This is a genomic window from Allopontixanthobacter sediminis, assembly GCF_009828115.1.
Taxonomy (GTDB): Bacteria; Pseudomonadota; Alphaproteobacteria; order Sphingomonadales; family Sphingomonadaceae; genus Allopontixanthobacter; species Allopontixanthobacter sediminis.
Genome location: NZ_WTYL01000003.1, coordinates 364,140 through 383,764, shown reverse-complemented (window position 1 = coordinate 383,764; position 19,625 = coordinate 364,140). Strand labels below are relative to the sequence as shown.

General features: G+C 61.3%; 20 protein-coding genes. 7 read left to right on the top strand and 13 right to left on the bottom strand.

Annotated elements, in window-relative coordinates; genetic code table 11:
• Positions 1–549: 549 nt before the first annotated feature.
• A complete protein-coding gene (gene glmS / locus GRI65_RS12670) occupies positions 550–2,373 on the bottom strand; it encodes a glutamine--fructose-6-phosphate transaminase (isomerizing) (protein ID WP_160757137.1) in 1,824 nt (607 codons plus the stop codon).
• Positions 2,374–2,478: 105 nt separating this feature from the next.
• Positions 2,479–3,366 carry a DMT family transporter gene (locus tag GRI65_RS12665; RefSeq protein WP_160756923.1) on the bottom strand — a complete coding sequence of 296 codons (888 nt, stop codon included), beginning with the start codon at positions 3,364–3,366 and terminating at the stop codon, positions 2,479–2,481.
• Between the two features lie 230 nt (positions 3,367–3,596).
• Here GRI65_RS12665 and GRI65_RS12660 point away from each other — a divergent pair, with 230 nt between their 5' ends.
• From GRI65_RS12660 to GRI65_RS12645, 4 genes are all read left to right on the top strand, one after another.
• Positions 3,597–4,607, top strand: a complete 1,011-nt coding sequence (locus GRI65_RS12660; protein ID WP_332872653.1) for a glycosyltransferase family 2 protein — start codon at positions 3,597–3,599, stop codon at positions 4,605–4,607.
• Positions 4,604–6,262 (top strand): ArnT family glycosyltransferase, encoded by a 1,659-nt coding sequence (locus GRI65_RS12655; protein ID WP_160756921.1) that lies wholly within the window; start codon positions 4,604–4,606, stop codon positions 6,260–6,262. The genes GRI65_RS12660 and GRI65_RS12655 overlap by 4 nt, the downstream gene beginning before the upstream one ends.
• 56 nt (positions 6,263–6,318) lie before the next feature.
• A complete protein-coding gene (locus GRI65_RS12650) occupies positions 6,319–7,386 on the top strand; it encodes a glycosyltransferase family 4 protein (RefSeq protein WP_160756920.1) in 1,068 nt (355 codons plus the stop codon).
• A gap of 113 nt (positions 7,387–7,499) precedes the next feature.
• On the top strand, positions 7,500–9,032 hold the full coding sequence (locus GRI65_RS12645; protein WP_160756919.1) for a CpaF family protein: 1,533 nt from the start codon (positions 7,500–7,502) through the stop codon (positions 9,030–9,032).
• Positions 9,033–9,054: 22 nt separating this feature from the next.
• Here GRI65_RS12645 and GRI65_RS12640 read toward each other — a convergent pair whose 3' ends face one another.
• Positions 9,055–9,285: a hypothetical protein gene (locus GRI65_RS12640; protein WP_160756918.1), complete on the bottom strand. Its 231-nt coding sequence runs from the start codon at positions 9,283–9,285 to the stop codon at positions 9,055–9,057.
• Between the two features lie 98 nt (positions 9,286–9,383).
• Here GRI65_RS12640 and GRI65_RS12635 point away from each other — a divergent pair, with 98 nt between their 5' ends.
• Positions 9,384–10,304 (top strand): DMT family transporter, encoded by a 921-nt coding sequence (locus GRI65_RS12635; protein WP_160756917.1) that lies wholly within the window; start codon positions 9,384–9,386, stop codon positions 10,302–10,304.
• Between the two features lie 71 nt (positions 10,305–10,375).
• Positions 10,376–10,504, top strand: coding sequence for an entericidin A/B family lipoprotein (locus GRI65_RS12630; protein ID WP_160756916.1), 129 nt, complete (start codon positions 10,376–10,378; stop codon positions 10,502–10,504).
• A gap of 89 nt (positions 10,505–10,593) precedes the next feature.
• On the opposite strand, the gene GRI65_RS12625 is transcribed toward GRI65_RS12630, so the two are convergent.
• From GRI65_RS12625 to GRI65_RS12595, 7 genes are all read right to left on the bottom strand, one after another.
• Entirely contained in the window at positions 10,594–11,046 is a 453-nt protein-coding gene (locus tag GRI65_RS12625) for an ABA4-like family protein (protein WP_160756915.1), read from the bottom strand.
• A gap of 31 nt (positions 11,047–11,077) precedes the next feature.
• Positions 11,078–11,794 carry an NAD(P)H-binding protein gene (locus tag GRI65_RS12620; RefSeq protein WP_160756914.1) on the bottom strand — a complete coding sequence of 239 codons (717 nt, stop codon included), beginning with the start codon at positions 11,792–11,794 and terminating at the stop codon, positions 11,078–11,080.
• Complete coding sequence (locus tag GRI65_RS12615; protein ID WP_160756913.1) at positions 11,787–12,947, bottom strand: deoxyguanosinetriphosphate triphosphohydrolase; 1,161 nt, start codon at positions 12,945–12,947, stop codon at positions 11,787–11,789. The genes GRI65_RS12620 and GRI65_RS12615 overlap by 8 nt, the downstream gene beginning before the upstream one ends.
• A 72-nt stretch (positions 12,948–13,019) precedes the next feature.
• Positions 13,020–13,715, bottom strand: coding sequence for an aspartate/glutamate racemase family protein (locus tag GRI65_RS12610; RefSeq protein ID WP_160756912.1), 696 nt, complete (start codon positions 13,713–13,715; stop codon positions 13,020–13,022).
• 108 nt (positions 13,716–13,823) lie between these two features.
• Entirely contained in the window at positions 13,824–14,789 is a 966-nt protein-coding gene (locus GRI65_RS12605; RefSeq protein WP_160756911.1) for an alpha/beta fold hydrolase, read from the bottom strand.
• Positions 14,786–15,805 (bottom strand): SO2930 family diheme c-type cytochrome, encoded by a 1,020-nt coding sequence (locus tag GRI65_RS12600; protein ID WP_160756910.1) that lies wholly within the window; start codon positions 15,803–15,805, stop codon positions 14,786–14,788. The genes GRI65_RS12605 and GRI65_RS12600 overlap by 4 nt, the downstream gene beginning before the upstream one ends.
• On the bottom strand, positions 15,802–17,016 hold the full coding sequence (locus GRI65_RS12595) for a parallel beta-helix domain-containing protein (protein WP_160756909.1): 1,215 nt from the start codon (positions 17,014–17,016) through the stop codon (positions 15,802–15,804). The genes GRI65_RS12600 and GRI65_RS12595 overlap by 4 nt, the downstream gene beginning before the upstream one ends.
• A gap of 97 nt (positions 17,017–17,113) precedes the next feature.
• On the opposite strand from GRI65_RS12595, the gene GRI65_RS12590 reads away from it, so the two are divergent.
• The gene (locus GRI65_RS12590; protein WP_160756908.1) at positions 17,114–17,530 is read left to right on the top strand and encodes a DUF2147 domain-containing protein; all 417 of its coding nucleotides are present in this window, start codon (positions 17,114–17,116) and stop codon (positions 17,528–17,530) included.
• An 11-nt stretch (positions 17,531–17,541) separates the two neighbouring features.
• Here GRI65_RS12590 and GRI65_RS12585 read toward each other — a convergent pair whose 3' ends face one another.
• Genes GRI65_RS12585 through GRI65_RS12575 form a run of 3 tightly spaced genes read right to left on the bottom strand, consistent with a single transcriptional unit; the run spans position 17,542 to position 19,623 of the window.
• Positions 17,542–17,880: a hypothetical protein gene (locus GRI65_RS12585; RefSeq protein ID WP_160756907.1), complete on the bottom strand. Its 339-nt coding sequence runs from the start codon at positions 17,878–17,880 to the stop codon at positions 17,542–17,544.
• 4 nt (positions 17,881–17,884) lie between these two features.
• A complete protein-coding gene (locus tag GRI65_RS12580; protein ID WP_160756906.1) occupies positions 17,885–19,339 on the bottom strand; it encodes an NAD(P)(+) transhydrogenase (Re/Si-specific) subunit beta in 1,455 nt (484 codons plus the stop codon).
• On the bottom strand, positions 19,339–19,623 hold the full coding sequence (locus GRI65_RS12575) for an NAD(P) transhydrogenase subunit alpha (protein ID WP_160756905.1): 285 nt from the start codon (positions 19,621–19,623) through the stop codon (positions 19,339–19,341). The genes GRI65_RS12580 and GRI65_RS12575 overlap by 1 nt, the downstream gene beginning before the upstream one ends.
• Between the last annotated feature and the right edge of the window lie 2 nt (positions 19,624–19,625).

Genomic DNA, 19,625 nt, shown 5'->3' with positions numbered 1-19,625 from the left:
TGGACCATTCACTGGGAAGGCCACGCTCGTGAGGAACGAGGTCCATGGCATCGGACTCTCGGTCCCGGCTTTCCATTGCCTATGCTGGCTCATTTGGCAGCAATATGGCAATGGCGTCTCCCCCGACACTTGCGCCGTTGCACGGGTCTATGACATTTCCTGATACCCGCCATTTGTTGAAGGATGTTTCTTCATGAACGTACGGCCGCTTTCAGGACGCGGATTTTGCCTGTCCTACGTCTGCTTTGTCGGCGAATGCGGCCCTTGCGATAGGTGCAGAGCGATCGATAGCTACCCCGTTGCAGTCCCAAAGCAAGAGACCGACCTAGTGGCGAAATTGGACACCGTGCTTCATCGAGTCCACTTCCCATCGACCTATACTTAGATAAATCGCCAATCAGTTATCAAATAAGTGCTTGAGCCAAAAGGCAATAGACAAAGAGGTCGCTCGGAAGTTTTATTTGTCATAAAGATTTTGGACGGAACTTTCTAATGTAACTCGGAAGTTTATATTGTCCGCCTACATACAAACGGGACCTGGTCCCGAGGTCACTCGACCGTGACGGACTTTGCCAGGTTGCGCGGTTGGTCCACGTCAGTGCCTTTAACGCAGGCTGTGTGATAGGCCAGCAACTGGACGGGGACCGCGTAGACCAGCGGCGCGATCAACGGGTGGACGCGGGGCATTTCGATAGTGGCGATGCAGCCGTCGCCCGCTTCGGCTAGGCCTTCCCGGTCCGATATCAGCACGATCTGGCCCCCGCGAGCACGGACTTCCTCCATGTTCGACACCGTCTTTTCGAACAACGGTCCCGAAGGTGCCAGCACAATCACCGGGACCGCTTCGTCAATCAATGCGATCGGCCCGTGCTTCATTTCGCCCGATGCGTAACCTTCCGCGTGGATGTAGCTGATTTCCTTAAGTTTGAGAGCCCCTTCGAGCGCCAGCGGATAATCCGGGCCGCGCCCCAGATACAGCACATCGCGCGCGGGTGCGATCAGCGGCGCCATCGCGGCAATATCGTCATCATGATCGAGCGCCGCGTTAAGCGCAGCCGGTGCTTCCAGCAAATGCCGGACGACTTCCTGTTCTTCCGTCCGGTCCATCCGGCCTTTCTTGACCGCAAGATGCGCGGCGAGCGCAGCGAGCACGGCCAACTGGCACGTGAACGCCTTGGTCGATGCGACGCCGATTTCCGGGCCGGCATGGGTCGGCAGCAACAGGTCCGCTTCCCGCGCCATCGAGCTGGTGGGAACATTGACGACCACGGCAATCGTCTGGCCAGCAGCCTTGCAATGGCGCAGGGCGGCAAGCGTATCGGCGGTTTCCCCGCTCTGGGAAATGAACAGCGATAATCCACCTTCCTCCAGCACCGGGTCGCGGTAGCGGAACTCGCTGGCGACATCGATGTCGACCGGCACGCGGGCAAAATGTTCGAACCAGTATTTCGCGACCATGCCGGCGTAATAGGACGTACCGCACGCCACGATGGTCACCCGCTTGATTGCGGACAGATCGAAATCCATCTGCGGCAGCGCCACCGTGTTATCGGATTGGCGAATATAGCTCTTCAGCGTTTGCGCGACGACCGTCGGCTGTTCGAAGATCTCCTTCTGCATGAAGTGGCGGTAATTGCCCTTCTCCACTGCAGCCGCCGACGCGCCGGAGGTGGTGATTTCCCGCTGCACCAATGTGTTTTCATCGTCATATACCCGTGCACCTTCGCGGGTGATGACGACCCAGTCGCCTTCTTCGAGATAGGCGATTTTCTGGGTAAGCGATGCGAGTGCCAGCGCATCGGAGCCAAGGAACATCTCCCCCTCGCCGTAGCCCACGACCAGCGGAGATCCGCGGCGCGCGCCAATGAGCATATCAGGATAATCCCGGAAGGTAATGGCCAGCGCAAAGGCGCCCCGTAGCCGGGGCAGGACCGTTCGCACTGCTTCCTCCGGCGCCGCGCCTGCTTCGATTTCGGCAGAGACCAGATGCGCGACCACTTCGCTGTCGGTTTCGCTTTCAAGGGTCCGTCCGGCTTCGAGCAATTCATCGCGCAAGGGCCGGAAATTCTCGATGATCCCGTTGTGCACCAGCGCCACCAGGGGCGTCGCATGCGGATGCGCGTTATGGGTGGTCGGGGCGCCGTGCGTCGCCCAGCGGGTATGGGCGATACCGATGGTCCCGGGAGCAGGATGCTCTGCCAGTTCCGCAACAAGGTTGTTCAGCTTGCCCTGAGCACGGCGGCGGACCAGCGTGCCGTCGTTGATCGTGCAGACTCCGGCGCTGTCGTAGCCGCGGTATTCCATCCGGCGCAGGCCATCGACCAGCCGGTCCGACACGGATTGACCACTGACAATACCGATAATTCCGCACATAGGGAGTATTCTCACATTCAAGGTTTGCCGGAAGGTCCGCAGTTCGGTCCGGTCGAGAGATCCTACCAGATAAAGATTGGCGGGGGATTTACCAGTGTACTGTGATCAGGCAACTTTTTCGCGTCCGGCGTTCCACAAATAGAGGCCCGCTCCGATGATCACGGCGGCGCCCGCAAGCGTCATGGCATCGGGCGTGTCACCGAAGATCAACCAGCCGAGCGTCACCGCGACGAGCAGTTGCACGTAGGTCATCGGCGCGATCGTTGCCGCCCCCGCCCGCGTGGTCCCGAGATAGACGAGCCAGTGGGCCGTGCTGGCAGTGACCGCGACAACCGCGCAGCGTGCGATAACGGTCCAGTCCGGCCAACCGACCGCAAGCCGTTCGCCGCCGCTGACATCGCCGATGACCGCACACAGCAACAGTACCGACGCCGCACCGGCGGCAACGAAAACCTGCATCGACAGGGAACTGCCCTGCCCCGCCACCGCCCGGTTGGCGAGCATCATCAGGCTGAACGCGAACGCCGATCCGAGCGGCAACAGCGCGACGAGGCCAAGCTCCGAGAGGTTGGGGCGCAGCACCAGCGCCACGCCTGCGAAGGCAATGAGCGAGGCGATCCACGTTGCCGGGCGGACTTTCTCCTTCAGCAGCGGCCCGCTGAGCAGTGCGGTTATAATCGGCGCGAGGAATATGAGCGCGGTCGCTTCCGCCAGTGGCATCACGAAGATTGCGGCGAAGAAACACATGGTCGCAACCGCCAGGCAGACGCCCCGCCCGGCTTGGAGCCAGGGTCGCTGCGGAAGGAAAGCGCTGCGGCCTTCCTTCAACAGCAGGATGATCGACAATCCGCCCGCACCAATCGTAAAGCGCAGCGCCGCAACCGCCAGCGGCGACCACTGGCCCGCCATCGTCTTTATCACGGCATCGCCGCTCGACAGCAGCGCGAAACCCGCGAGCGCGAGGATCAGGCCGCCTTGTTCCGTCTTCAGCACAGGTCAGTTCCAATGCAGCAGGTATGTCGGACGAATTGGTTCATTGGGCGGTGTCCATAGGGTCGCGGCGCGAGGTTACGCGGCGAAGCGTCAGAGCAGGCGGGGTCAGGGTAAGGATAAGATTTCCAAGCGTAGTTTACGCTTCCTTAAAACCTGCCCGCCATTTTGCCCATCATGAACGCCGGATTGTGCCCCGAAAGGCAAGATCGTCCGAGCGCGCCGGAGGCCGAGTGACCAAACTGATTGTCCAGATACCCTGCTACAATGAAGCGGACGATTTGCCGGCAACGCTGGCGGCGATCCCGCGCGTGATTGCCGGGATCGACACGATTGAAATCCTGGTGATCGATGATGGCAGCCACGACCGGACTTCGGAGATCGCCCGCCTGTGGGGCGTGCACCATATCGTGCGCCACCGCCGCAATCGGGGCCTCGCCGCCGCCTTTCGCTCCGGCCTGAAAACGGCCCTGGCCGAAGGCGCGGACATTATCGTCAACACCGATGCCGACGGGCAGTACGAAGGCGCGGATATCGCGCTGCTGGTCGCACCCATCGTGGCGCAGCGGGCCGACATCGTCATCGGCGACCGGGGTGTGGCAAACAACGAGCATTTCGGGCCCCTCAAGCGCCGTCTGCAACGCCTCGGGAGCGGCGTTGTCCGGCGATTGTCTTGCACCGATATCGGCGATGCAGTCAGCGGATTCCGTGCCATTTCCCGCGCTGCAGCCCAGCAGATCAACATTACGACCGACTTCAGTTACACCACGGACATGCTAATCCAGGCCGGACGCAAACGGCTGGCAATCACCAGCGTGCCGATCCGGACGCATGCGACTCCGCGTCCTTCACGGCTATTCAGTTCCATCCCCCGGTTCATTGTCAATACCGGTATTACGATTGCCCGGGCCTATACCACCTACAATCCACTGCGGGCGTTCGTTGGCGGCGGCATGTTGATCGCGCTGCTGGGCCTGATGCCGATTTTGCGTTTCCTGTGGTTTTGGGCGCTAGGCGACGGCGGCGGCCATATCCAGTCGCTGGTCATTGGCGGGTCGCTCCTGATCCTTGGTTCGCTGGTTGCAATCCTCGGCGTGCTGGCCGATCTCGTCTCCGCAAACCGCAAATTGCTGGAGACGGCGCTGACGGAAATCCGGGAACTTCACGACAAGGCTGACCGGCAATCGAGCAATCGCAGCGAGCAGGCCGGCGTCGAAATCCCTCCGCGCAAGGCCGCAGGATGACCACGGCAACACTGGGCGCAGTCAGCCGCAGATTCGCAAGCTTCGATACGCGTACTCTGCCGCTGGCCGGCAGTTTCATCGTCTTGGCGCTGCAGTTCTCGCTGGTGTTTACCCGCGCGATTAACTGGGATGAGTTCTACTATTACGCCGAAGTCGAACGGTTCGCGAACGGGCAGCTCGAACGCGGTCTGCAAACCATCCACACGCGGCTGTTCGAATGGCTGACGCTGTTGCCTGGTTCGGAAGTCGATCGGATCGTCGCTGGCCGCATAGTGATGTTCGCGTGCGAAATCATAACCGTGGCTTCGATTGCGGCAATTGCCCGACGGTTTGCGGACCAGCAAACAGCCCTTCTCTGTGCGCTGGCTTATCTGTCTGCCGGCTTTGTCCTGCAGCACGGCTTCTCCTTCCGTACCGATCCCTTGGCGGCGGCGTTGCTTACTTCTGCAATGGCGATCCTCGTCCGCAGCAGGATGAACGCTTGGTCGATCCTGGTGTTCGGACTGTTGACGGGATGGTCGCTGATGGTGACGATCAAGGTCGCCCTCTACCTGCCCGCGTTCGCTGGCCTCGCCTGGCTGCGCTGGCGGGACGCAAACGGTTCGGCGGCGATGGCGATGCGTATCGCGCTGGCCGGAACGGCTGGTTTGGCGGTGTTCGGGATCACCTATCTCCTGCATTCGTCCGGAATCACGAAGCCGGACGCGCCGCAAGCTGCAGCGATGATCGGCGCGTCCGGGTCGAAGATGTTTTCCCTCGGCGTACCTCCATATTGGTTCATCGCTGTCAAGGCAGTGCTGTTTGCGATGCCGCTGGCCCTGCTGATCCTGCTTGTCCCCGGCCGGCTGAGGGAAAAGTCCCGCCCCCTGTCGGAGCGGATCGCACTGGCCGGACTGATTGCCCCCGTCTTGACGCCGCTGTTCTATCACAACACCGCGCCCTATTATTACGCGTTCATGCTGCCCCCGGTCGCAGCCGCTTGCGCCGTATCGATCCCGTTGGTCCTGAAGCGTTATGCAGAGGCGTTTGTGGCGCTAATTCTGACGGCCAACGCGGTGTTCATATGGTCGATCGATGGAGAAAGCCGTATCGACAAGCAACGCCAGATCCTCGAGATGGCCGATACCATGTTCCCATCCGGCACGACCTACTTCGACATGTCCTACATGCTTCCCACTTTCACGAAGGGTAACGGGTTCATGACCCCGTGGGGGATGGAGATCTACCGTAATCGCGGAGTTCCGATATACGCACAGGCAATGGCGAAAGGTCCGGTCCCGCTGGTGGTGGAAAACGATCCCATGCTAACCAGCCTCCTCCGCAGCGACGCGCCGACTGGGATATTCCTACCCAAAGACGAAGCCTCCGTGCGCGGCAGTTATGTGCATTACTGGGGCCCCCTGTGGCTGGCTGGCCAGCAGCTGGAAGCTGGAGAAACCCGCCGGGTGGAACTGAGGGTGCCCGGTCCCTACACAGTGAATGGCGGGCCGGTTACGGTGAACGGCAAGATGTACAGGGACGGCCAGACGATCACGCTAGTACGGGGCGCGATAAAGCTGTCCGCTCTATCGGAAGAAAGCGAATTGCTGTGGGGAGAAGACCGCAGCCGAACCGACAAGCCCGAACTGGAGGGACTTTTCTGGACCGGCTTCTGACTCCGCAGCAATTAGGCAACGAGGAGGCGGGGCAATACCTGATATCCCGGCAATCGGTGCTGTTCGTCACCCGCAAATGGGCACCGGCAATGGGCGGGATGGAAACGTATTGCCTGCGCCTGACGGAAGAACTGGCGAAAACTCACCGTCTCGAAATCGCTGCCCTGCCAGGCAATGCTGACGGTAGCCCGCCTTCCGCTGTCGCATTGCTGTGGTTCCCGTTCAAGGTCCTTCGGCAATGGATGGCCCTCAGCGATGCTCCCGACGTGATCCATGTTGCAGACATGGCATTATGGCCGGCCGGCCTGCTAGCAAGAAAGCGGAACCGCGTCATCTTGTCCGCACATGGTACCGACGTATCTTATCCCCGTCGCGGCGGAATTAGAGGCCGGCTATACGGCGCATATCTGAAGCTTGGCAGTAAACTGCTCCCCGATGCCCGGGTGATCGCCAATTCCTCTGCCACCGAAGCGGCCTGCCATGAAAACGGCTGGCAGCGGACTGCGATTGTCGCCCTCGCTACCGATATTTCGCGCATTACCCCAAGTTCACCGCCGCGCCGGACGATCCTGTTCGCAGGCCGCTTGGTGCGCCGGAAAGGTCTCCGCTGGTTCGTCGAGAACGTATTGGACAGGTTACCGGCACACATCACGCTGGAAGTCGCGGGAACTAGGTGGGACGCGGCAGAAGAAACAGCGCTCGACCATCGACGGGTGCGCTATCTTGGCAAGCTCGACCCTGAAGGGTTGGCCGAAGCTTATGGCGCAGCGCTCTGCGTGGTTCTCCCCAACCTTGAACTGGCAAACGGCGAATTCGAAGGCTTCGGCCTCATAGCCTGCGAAGCGGCCTCTGCGGGGGGCATAGTTCTGGCAGCCGACTGCGGCGGCCTAAGCGAGGCGGTCATCGGTGGAGAGACCGGCTTCCTGCTCCCGAGCGGGGACGCCGACGCATGGGCGGACAAGATTGCCGACCTGAACGCCTGGAGCCCGGAAGCGCGGGCTGGGTTTATCGGAAGGTCGATCGCCGCAAGTGCGACCTATTACAGTTGGGGTAGAGTAGTGCGCGAGACTGCGGCGCTCTACCGGAACGAGTTTGAGCCCACCACGCAGCGAGCCGAAAATTGACACCGCCTTGCTGTCCTTTGCGACTTGTTTACCATTTTTGATTAACACCCATAAGGTATCCCCTGAGATCCAGTGAGGATGCGTGCGGACTATATAGGTGTGGGGACGATAGAATGAGTGCATTCGGACGCAAGAACGGGCCAGCGGGCATGACTGCTGGCGGACGTCCGGCATTCGGGGTCGCGAAGCCCATGAAGGGCGGCGATGGCTCGGGGCAGAACCGTTCGGCCAAAGCGTCCGGCGGTGAGCAGTTTCCGCCGCTCCCTGGTGAAGGCGTCGAAGTCGACATCGGCGAAAACGCGCAGCCAATAAAAGCCGATGCGATGACCCGCCTGGCGGACCGGGCCAACAATGTCATGGAACCAGCTGCGGGCCCGGCAGGTTTCGAAGCGAGCGTCCACAAGATCAAGGAACAGGTGCTGCCGCGCCTACTCGAACGGGTCGATCCTGAGGCGGCTGCGACGCTGACAAAGGACGAGTTGTCCGAAGAATTCCGTCCGATCATCCTCGAAGTTCTTGCCGAACTGAAGATCACGCTCAACAGGCGCGAGCAATTTGCGCTCGAAAAGGTCCTGATCGACGAGCTGCTTGGCTTCGGTCCGCTGGAAGAACTGCTCCAGGATCCGGAGATTTCCGACATCATGGTCAACGGTCCGGACCAGACCTACATCGAACGCAAGGGCAAGCTTACCCTCGCCCCGATCCAATTCCGCGACGAACAGCACCTGTTCCAGATCGCGCAGCGGATCGTGAACCAGGTCGGCCGCCGCGTCGACCAGACCACACCGCTGGCCGATGCCCGTCTCAAGGACGGTTCGCGTGTGAACGTGATTGTGCCACCGCTGTCGCTGCGCGGCACTGCCATCTCAATTCGTAAATTTTCCGAAAAGCCGATCACCATCGACATGCTCAAGGACTTCGGTTCCATGAGCGAGAAGATGGCAACCGCGCTCAAGGTCGCTGGTGCCAGCCGCATGAACATCGTGATTTCGGGCGGTACAGGCTCGGGCAAGACCACGATGCTCAACGCCCTGTCAAAGATGATCGATCCCGGCGAACGCGTGCTGACGATCGAAGATGCTGCCGAACTTCGCCTGCAGCAGCCGCACTGGCTGCCGCTGGAAACTCGCCCGCCAAACCTCGAAGGACAGGGTGCGATCACTATCGGAGACCTCGTGAAGAACGCGCTGCGTATGCGCCCGGACCGGATTATCCTGGGCGAAATTCGCGGAGCGGAATGTTTCGATCTGCTCGCCGCGATGAACACCGGCCACGACGGTTCGATGTGTACGCTCCACGCCAACAGCCCGCGCGAGTGCCTCGGCCGTATGGAAAACATGATCCTGATGGGGGACATCAAGATCCCGAAGGAAGCCATTTCGCGGCAGATCGCGGAATCGGTCGATTTGATCGTCCAGGTAAAGCGTCTGCGTGACGGTTCGCGACGCACGACCAACATCACCGAAGTCATCGGGATGGAAGGCGACGTGATTGTGACGCAGGAATTGTTCAAGTTCGAATACCTGGACGAGAGCGAAGACGGCAAGATCATCGGCGAATACCGTGCCTCCGGCCTGCGCCCCTACACTCTGGAAAAAGCCCGCCAATACGGGTTCGACCAGGCGTTTCTAGAAGCCTGCCTTTAAAAAAGGCTCCCGGGCTGGCAGCCTACCCTGCCAGTATTCCCTTGGCGGCCAGGGCCAGCAGCCCCATGCCGATAATGGCGCTGATCATGAAAATATTGGTCCACGGTACCCAGCCGATGCGGTCAATTCGGGTGCGCTTCATACGTCTGCGCTCGGCAATCAGCGATACGACGGCAAGCACCAGCATCGCGAGGCCCCAAAGGCCCACAATGTCCGCCTCGCTGGCGAATGTCAGGAATTCATGCACGCTCATCGCGCCGCGCGATATGGCGGCTGGATAGCGGTTCGGCAACCACCAGACCGGCGGCAATGGCGGCTTGAACAAATCCGGCCCTCGCCTAATGCGGACCCATGACCGACGGGCCGCAGCAGAGACCGCTATTCGCATTGGTAATCAGGCTGGGCGCGGCACTGGTGCTGTCACTGATGCTGGTGTTCGTTAAGCTGCTTGGCGAAAGCGGCGTGCACCTGCTCGAAATACTGTTCTGGCGGCAGGTCGTGACAATCCCCCTGCTGGCTGGCTGGTTTTACTTCAGCGGGCGAATGCTGTTGCTGAAAACCGACCGGATGGCGCTCCACGGCAAGCGCGCCGCTTACGGAATAGTCGGCATGGTGCTTAATTTCGGGGGGGTACTGCTACTTCCCCTCGCGGAAGCGACAACGTTCGGCTTCACCTCCGCCATCTGGGCGGTAATCCTGTCGGCGATTTTGCTGCGGGAACAGGTCGGACCGTACCGCTGGGCTGCAGTTATCCTGGGATTTGCCGGCGTCGTGATCATCGCACAGCCCGGCGGCGGCGACATTCGGCTATACGGCGCGCTGGTAGCGATCGGCGCGGCATTCATGATCGCACTGATCTCGATCCAGATCCGCGATCTCGGCAAGACCGAGCATCCGCTTACGATCGTCTTCTACTTCTCGGCCTTCACCACTCCGATCCTCGCGCTGGCGATGCCCTTCGTTGCGCAGCAGCACACGCCCTATCAGTGGAGCTTGTTGGCAGGGCTCGCGTTATTCGGCATTCTCGGACAATTCCTGCTCACAGCGGCGCTGCGGGTAGGAACAGTCTCCACGGTGATCGTGATGGATTATTCCGCAATTATCTGGGCCACATTGTTCGGCTGGGCGGTGTTCGAACATCTGCCCCCTGCTTCGACTTGGATCGGCGCGCCACTGATCATCGCCGCTGGGGTTACGATCGCCTGGCGCGAGCACTTTTTGACTAGAAAGCGGCGAACCGAGCTTGAGGCGCGCCAAATGTTGCCAGATTAGGGAACCGTCGATCTAACGGATGGTTGTATGCCTGATGGCCCAAGATCGGGCCGAGATTCGGAGAACGAACGATGACACGGAAATTTCTCATCGCAGTCGGCATTGCAGCAATGACGATCACGACTGCTGCCTGCAACACGGTCAAGGGTGTCGGTGAAGACATCGAATCGGTTGGTGAGGCTGGCGACCGCGCCATCTGATCGTTCCCCTATAATTATGGTCGCATGAGCGCCCGTCGGAAATTCCGGCGGGCGCTTGCGTTTGGGCATCTTTGATTTCGAACCTTCAACTAGGTTTTCATGCGGCCGTGCGTCCTCGCGCGCCGTTCACGAATGATGAGCCAGACGAGCAACCCGGCCGGACCCGCGACCAGCGTGGCCAGCAGCACCGGCGCCTGCACGATCCGCGAAAATCCCTTCGCATCGGCATCCCGCGCAATCCATAGCCCGGTGAAAAGATCGAACGCCAGATAGTGTGTCCAGCCGACGGTGACACCGCCATCCGAGGCGAAAATGGCGCGTACGCCTTCGATTGAAGAAAAATCGGCCTTCAATCCGCCCACTCCGGCATCGGCGATCCCGCTCATGAGCGCTATCAGACCTGCCGTGTAGACGAGGCAAAGCAGCCCCACGCCAAGATACAGGACCGCGGTCAGCGGCAGCGGCTTATGCGGGAGGAGGATCAGGAAGACCCAGCCAATCAGCGCGACTATGTTCACCGCGCCGAATAGTGTCTGCCACATATCGTAAGTTCCTATCTGGCCGCGCAACCCCTCAAGCCATCGGCCCGGTTTCGGGTTGCGGCAGCGAATTGGCAGCTCGCAAGATTGCATCGTGTTCGTGTGCAAATTTGCCGCCGGGCTTGGTCAGCGAAAGTGCCAGGGCGGCGTCCGCCACCGTATCGGTCTCCACCGCGCGGTATTTCCGGTAGCCGCCCTGCAGCATCAGATTGCCTAGTGGTGACGCTATCATTCCCAGCCTTTCGGCGAAACGCAGGTCATCTAGACGCGCACCGCGAAGCAGGCTGGGTCGGAGGATATCTAGCCGCCGGAACCCGACCTTGGCCAGATCACGCTCGACCTCGCCCTTGACCTGAAGGTAGAATGTCTTGGCCAGTATGTGCGCTCCTACCGAACTTACCGAGATGAACCGCTGCACACCCTGCCGGTGGGCCGCGCGGGCCACATCAAGCACCAGTTCCTGGTCCACCGCGCGAAAAACGTCCTCGTCGCCGCCCGATTTCTTTAGCGTCGTGCCCAGCGCGTTGATCATCACCTGGGGTTTGACGGCCTCGAGCACTTCTTCCCACTTCGCCGGATCGGCGACGAACAATTCCATTTTGGCGCCAACGGGCAGCTTCATTTCGCGGCGGGCTATGGCGACCAGCCGCACGTCCTCGCGCCCGATGCACGCTTCCACGACCGCGCGTCCGATCATCCCGGTTGCGCCGACCAGCGCAATCCGTATCGGCCCGCCCGAGGTACTAAACATTGCTCAGGCCCTCCGGCACTTCGCCGTAAATCTTCGCGCACTGGTCGATCGCGAAACGGTCGGTCATGCCTGCGATGTAATCGGCAATATGGCGGCTGCGCTGCGGCTGGGCGTCGGGCAGTGAGTGGTACCAGCGTTCTTCAAGCAGCCGGTTATCCTGCGCGAACGCGGCAAACAGCTTCGCAACGACTTCGGTTGCGCGCTGTGCTGTCGCTCTCTGTTCGGGATGATAATAGAGCCGGTCGTACATGAATTTCTTCAGCTTCCGCTCGTCTGCCTGCATCGCGGGCGAGAACGTGCCGAGCACCGTGCCGGCACCGCGGATTTCGTCGATTGAGGTATACCCTGCCACCACGGCCCGGGTGTGTTCGATTACATCATTCACCATCAGTCCGATTTGCCCCCGGACAAGTTCGCGCAACTGCCGTTCGCGCGTAGCATGTGGGAAGCGCTTTTCGACGGTCCGCCACTGGTCCGCGACGAAATCCAGAGTTAGCAGGTCATCCAGCTGCAGAAACCCGGCGCGCAGTCCATCGTCGATGTCATGATTGTCGTAAGCAATATCGTCGGAAATCGACGCGATCTGCGCTTCGAGGGATGGATAATCGCCCAGCTTGAGCGGAAATGCGGTGTCCAGCTCCGACAGTGCCCAGCCCGGCTGCGCAACCGGACCGTTGTGTTTGGCCAACCCTTCCAGCAGTTCCCAGGTCAGGTTCAGCCCCTGATGGTCGCAATAGGGGCTCTCGATCCGCATCAGGGTCCGCAGCGACTGCGCGTTGTGATTGAAGCCGCCGTGCTCCGCCATCGCCTGCGAAAGGGCATCCTCCCCTGCATGCCCGAACGGCGGATGGCCGATGTCATGTGCGAGGCACAGCGCCTCGGTCAGGTCTTCGTCGAGGCCGAGGGTGCGGGCGATCACGCGGCCGATCTGGGCAACCTCGAGACTATGGGTCAGCCGGGTACGGTAATGGTCCCCGTCGGGCGCGATGAAGACCTGTGTCTTGCTGCGGAGCCGCCGGAACGCGATCGAATGGATGATCCGGTCACGGTCGCGCTGGAATTCGCTCCGCGGTCCTCGTGCGCCTTCGCGGTTTTCGGCAAACTCGCGGCCGCGCGATCGGGTGGGGTCAGCGGCGAAGGGGGCACGGGTCATGTGCCAGCGGACTTAGGAGATGCCGGACCCGCAAACAACGGGAACAATCTGGCAACAGGTACGATTGCGGTGTCAATCCGTACCCATCATCCAATCGACCGCCGCATCGCAGTGGGTTCGCGTGGAATCGAATATCGGCAGGACGTTTGCGTCGATATCCACCACCAATTCGAGTTCGGTGCACGCCAGCACGATCGCCTTGGCGCCGGCCTGTTCTTTCTGGGTAATAATGGTTTTAAGCGCCCGCTGGGCGTCACGGCTCGCCTTGCCGACCATCAACTCCTCGTAAATGATCCGGTCGATCACTTCGACGTTATCCATCTTCGGCGGCATCAGGTCGATCCCGTGGCTGACCAGCCGTTCGCGGAAGAAGCTTTCGGTCATCACATTCCGGCGGCCGATCAGCGCTGCGTTGGTGACACCTTCACGGGCCATCCGGGCACCAAGGCAATCCGCCACGTGGATCACCGGGATACCGACAGCAGCGACCACGCGGTCATAGTATTTGTGCATTGTGTTGGCGCAGATCACCAGGCCCTCGGCGCCAGCCTGCTCCAGTCGGCCGGCTGAATCTACCACCATCCCAGCGGCGGCTTCCCAATCCTTCCCTTCGCGCAAACCCTCCAGCTGGCCAAAATCGAGACTTTCCACGACGAGGGGTGCGGTTGCGCGCGCATCCGCCCGGCGCTGCACCCGGCGGTTGATCAGCTCGATATATGTCAGGGTGGAGATCCAGTTCATCCCCCCTATCAGACCCAATTTGCGCAACGAATTACTTCCCTGAAACGACCGTTCACCCTGCTTGTGGCCCCGGCACGTGCACAAGGCTTACCACAGCAACGGCGCAGGTCCAGCGGCTTGCGGCACGCCGCGGAATCAGCGGACAGCAGTGGCTAACGCCGGTTCACCAAGCCATTCCCGGACTGCATCCGCACTCCTTACGGGAGCCTCTTCCATCGGCAGGTGCCCAATTCCAGGATAGGAAACGAGGGTCGATTCGGGCAAGTTTTTCGCAAACCATGCGGCCGAAGAAAACGGGATCAGCGCATCGTCCTCGCCCCAGATGATCAGGGTCGGCACGGTGACCCGGGCGACTTGTGCGTCCGTAAAAGCCTCGGCGGGCTTGCCAAACCGGGCCAGCGTTGCGGCGCGGTTTCCTGGATACCGCAGCAATTCCCAATATCGGTCCACCGCCTGAGGGGTCACCACCGCCTGGTTCGATACGCTTTGGGACAAGCTCTGCTCGATGATCGGTCGGGGAGTGATCTGCGTCATCAACTGGTTTACCACCGGCATCCGGGCGATAGTAAAGCCGATGTTCCCGCTACCTCCCTCGCCCGGTTGCGGCGCGCCCCCGGCATCGACCAGGATCAATGCGTCCAGTCTGTCCGGATGGGCGATGGCATAGGCCATCGCGATCTGCCCGCCCATGGAATTGCCGCCGAGAATGAAGCGTTCCAGCCCCAGCGAGGACGCCACTTGGTCGACCGTTTCAACGAATGCCGCGGTAGAATAGTCCCCGTTCGGCGCGGGTCCGGTCAGCCCGTGGCCGATCTGGTCGAAACGGATGATCCGGTAATCCTGGCCCAGCAGTCGGACCCATTCCTGCCACGTGTGCAAATCGGCGTTGGAACCGTGCAGCAGGACGATTGCCGGCGCATCGCGCGGCCCTTCGTCGCGGACATGAACCGTCAGACCGTTGTCGAGGTCGACAAACTGCGAGGGCGGGCCGCCGTATTTGGCGCGCATCTCCGCCGGATCGGTATCGGGCGTGCGGAAGAACAGGAAGGCAGCCACCAGCACCGTTACCAGCACCAGCAAACCCTTGAACAGCGCTCTCATCTCGACGGCATTTCCCGGATCCATTGCTCGACCGCTGCCACGCCGTCCTTGTCCACGGTCGACTTGCCAAGTTCGGGCATCGCGACGCCCGGTTCGAGACTTTTCATCCGGTGCGCCAAGATCGATTCCCCGGACTTACCGGGGACCACGTCAAACAGCAGTCCGCCCGAACCGCGGCCTGCGGCGACAGGACGTTTGCCGATACCGAGGGCCTGGGGATCGTCCTGCTCCCACCGCAGGTCGAGCCCGGAATTGGAAGCGGTCGCGCCCGGACGGTGGCAGTGGGCGCAGTTTACATCGAGGTAGGCCCGGGCGACGGATGCCGCCTCGGCATCGCTGCGGTGTTCCCAGACCGGCAGTTTGTCCGAGCCGGAGGGTACGCGGTCGAGATGCCCGCTAGTCACCATCCCTTGAAGCCAAGCAGTGGACAAATTTCGCGCCTTGGGCCCGATGGGGATCACTTCCCCGCCCACTCCGTGGCATTCCTTGCACTGGTTCTTGTTCGGCACCCGGTAACTGATTGCTTCTCCTTCGGGCGTTGTCAGGTTCACCCGCCCGCCGGCAATGGCCAGCGTGGCTTCGGTCTGCGCATCGTTCCACCGATATGGCAACGCCGTCCAGCCATCGGCCCGGTGGAGCAGCACCCGCGTTTCGATCAACCGGCGGTCATCGCCTTCCCCGAAGGCAAACGTCTTGATGAGCGCAGCCCCGACCGGCAGGACCAGCAGGCCCTCTCCGTCAGACCCAGCGCTGGTGCCCTCCGGCAGATAGAGGAACCGAAGTTTCTCCGCCCCGTCCGAATACAGCGGTGTGTTGAGCCGGTAGGCGGTAACGCCGGACGAGGGAAACTGGCGCAACGGATCAGCGAAAAATCCGAAGTCCGACAGCTTTCCGGGTAGCGGGGTCTGGCTGACCGCAATATCGTTCACGGCGCGGGGCGCGGCTAGCGGAGCCGCGAGCGCCGCCGCCCCGAGGCTCGCAGCCGCCAGGACCAACAGGACATTGCGCGGCCTCATGACGTCAGACGCGCCTCCAGTTCAGCGGGCGCACCGACGGAGGCAGTATCGAAGCTGTAACCGGGCTGCGGAACATCGAGCGGCGCCGGCTGGCCCGTCGCAGGGTCCTGACCCGGCTTTGCCAGATTAAGCGACCAACCGGTAACCCCTTCGCTGACGGTCAGGCCGGTATCGCCCTGCGAAACGCCGTCCCACATCACCGGGGGCAGCGCGCCGCCAAATGCTGCAACCAGCATCTCTGCTCCGCCCATCTGCGGGTCGTCGCCGCCGCGTCCGAAGGCGTTTTCACCGACCACGACATTGCGCGCGAACGGGTTGTAGCGCTCGTCCTCGTAGGGCTGCGTATAGGCGATCACCATGACATGCGCGGTCGGATTATTGCTGAGGACATTGTCTTCGATCAGGACCCCGTCATTCGCCATCACCAGGATCCCCGTCCCCCGGCGGATGCTGGCGACAATATTACCCGGCGGCGCGAAATTGGCCGTGTCGTTGTCGACCACCAGATTCCGCCGGAGGATCACGTTGCCGCCGCCCATCACCGGCAAATTGGGCAGGTCGAACACCAGGATGCCGCCGGTGTTGCGGACCGCCATGTTGTTTTCGACCAGCGCATCGCGGCTGTTCTCGATCTCGATCCCGGCGACGTTCGCCTCGGCAATCGAATTGCGGACGGTAATCTTGCTGCTTTGCCCGACATAGATGCCCGCGTCGGAGGCACCGGATACCTTGACCCCGTCGATCAGGACATTTGTGCTCTCAACCGGATAGATGCCGTACGCACCATTGCTGGCTGAAGGGCCGCCGGTCCAGGTGACGCGGACGCGGTGATAGACGATGTTGTCCGCGCCCTTGGACTTGATACCGTCCCCCTTTGGGTTTTCGAGCGCGAAGTCGCGCAGGGTGACGCCGTCGGACGTCACCAGCAGACCCTCCCCCGCGTCCATCTGACCAGTGAAATCCAGCACGGTGCGGTCCATCCCCGCCCCGCGGATGGTAACCCCGTCAACGTCGAGCGACAGCCCGTCGGAGAGCACGAATTTTCCCGCATCCAGAACCAAGGTATCGCCCGGTTCTGCCATTATCAGCGCTTCCTGGAGGCGCATCTGCGCGCCTTCCCCAGCCGCGATCGCGACGTCTTTGGCCTGAACGTAAGGCGCCCAAGCGAGCAGCATGACCGCCGTTCCACAGGCAAGGTTCAGCTTGATCATGACATTTCCTCTCCACATTGTTTCCATGATGCGCCAGAATTGCCGCGAAACCAAGGTGTGAAACGAAGCCCGTTTCCACCCGTAACGAGGATTGAAAATGCGAATTGCGACCATAACGCCGCTTGCGCTTGCTGCCGTGCTTACCGCCACCCCCGCACTCGCCGCTCCCGCATCGATACTGGGCAAATGGAAGACCGATGACGCCACTTCGGTAATTTCCTTTTACAAATGCGGCACTGCGATCTGCGGCAAGATCGACCAGTTTCTGGTGAAGGAACCTGACGGCGGGGCCCGCGACACGAAAAATCCCGACAAGGCCAAGCGCGACGAGAAACTACTCGGCAAACGGATTTTCTGGAACCTGACACCCGATGGCGACGGGTTCGAGGGCAAGGGATACAGTCCGCAGGAAGGCCGCTATTTCAGCGCCGACCTAGCCCGCGAGGGATCGAAGCTGAAGGTAAAGGGATGCGTTTCCGTGTTCTGCCGGACTGTGACTTTCACCCGGCTGTAACCCGCCGTAGCTTAACCGATCCCGACGGCGCACAGGGCTGCGGAACTACCCGTGACGGCGACCACTTCGGCGTCCCGTATCCGCCGGACCCGCTTGATGTAATCGCCGAGCCCGGTTGGCTCCACTGTCTCACCGTCCTTCGCCTGCATATTCTGCAATTTGCGCAATTGCAGGATGCCAAGCCGGTCGGTCATTCGCGCCGCCATGCAGGTCGCGCGCTTTTCCCCGATACCGGCGTCCATCAAGCCCGATTTAACGCGCCATTCCACCACAGCGTCAACCGCACCGGTACTGATCCCGAGCGCGACCACGCCCGCCACCAGCGCCACGAACAAGAGAAGTTTGCGCATCGGATCAGTCGAGGTGCTTGATGATTTCTTCGACCATTTTCTTCGCATCGGCGAGCAGCATCATCGTCTGGTCCATGTAGAACACGTCGTTGTCGACCCCGGCATAGCCCACCCCGCCCATGCTGCGCTTGATGAACATGACCGTCTTGGCTTTTTCCACGTCGAACACCGGCATACCGTAAATCGGACTTGATTTGTCGGTCTTGGCGGCCGGATTGACCACGTCGTTCGCCCCGATGATGAAGGCCACATCGGCCTGGGCAAACTCGCTGTTTATGTCCTCCAGCTCGAAAACCTCGTCATAGGGCACGTTGGATTCCGCCAGCAGGACGTTCATATGCCCCGGCATCCGGCCCGCCACCGGGTGAATTGCGTAACGGACGTTGACGCCCTTCTCCTTCAGGACATCGCCCATTTCACGCAGGGCGTGCTGCGCCTGCGCCACCGCCATGCCGTAGCCCGGGACGATGATGACGTTTTCCGCTTCCTGCAGCAGGAACGCGGCATCTTCCGCGCTGCCGCGTTTCCACGGCCGGTCACTTTTGACCCCGTCCCCTCCGGAACTCGCCTCGGCACCGAAGCCGCCTGCGATTACCGAGATGAAACTGCGGTTCATCGCCTTGCACATGATGTAACTCAGGATCGCGCCCGAACTGCCCACCAGCGCGCCGGTGATGATCATCGCGGTGTTGCCCAGCGTGAACCCCATCGCCGCCGCTGCCCAGCCGGAGTAGCTGTTCAGCATCGACACCACCACCGGCATATCCGCACCGCCGATGGGAATGATCAGCAGGAAGCCGATGATGAACGCCGCAATTACGATCGCCCAGAACATCCAGCCCTCGCCCGCGCCGCCCAAGGGGCTGACGGCATAGAGGCCTGTCAGCACGATGATTGCGATCAGCGTGCCCAGGTTGATTATGTGCCTGCCTGGAAGCATGATCGGCGAACCGGACATGTTCCCGTTCAACTTCGCAAAGGCGATCACCGAGCCAGAGAACGTAATCGCGCCTATCGCGGCACCCAGCGCCATCTCGATACGGCTGACGGTCAGGATCTGCCCTGCCGCGTCGGCAATTCCGAACGCCGTCGGGTTGAAGAACGCGGCCAGCGCCACCAGCACCGCAGCCAGGCCAACGAGGCTGTGGAACGCCGCCACCAATTGCGGCATCGCGGTCATTTCGATCCGGCGGGCGATGATCCAACCAATGCTACCGCCCAGCGCAATAGCGACAAGGATTTCCGGCAGGCTGGCAATGTCATGCGTTACCAGTGTGGTAACCACCGCGATCAGCATCCCGGCCATGCCGAAACGGTTGCCGGTCCGACTGGTGGAAGGTGAACTCAGCCCTCGCAGCGCGAGAATGAAGAAAACGCCTGCGACGAGGTAGGCAAGCGGAACCCATACGGGAACGGCGCCGATACCCTCGACACCCGACGATAAGAAGGAGAAGGGCATCACTTGCGCTCCTTCTTCTTGTACATCGCCAGCATGCGCGCGGTAACCGCGAACCCGCCGAAGATGTTCACGCTGGCAAGGACCACACCCGCAAGGCCCAGCCATTTGGCGACCGGGTTACCCGCTCCCGCTGCCGCGACCAGCGCGCCGACTATAATGACGGAAGAAATCGCATTGGTCACCGCCATCAACGGCGTGTGCAGCGCCGGGGTCACCGACCAGACGACGTAATAACCTACGAAACAGGCCATCACGAAAATCGAAAGAATTGAGATGAAATCCAAGG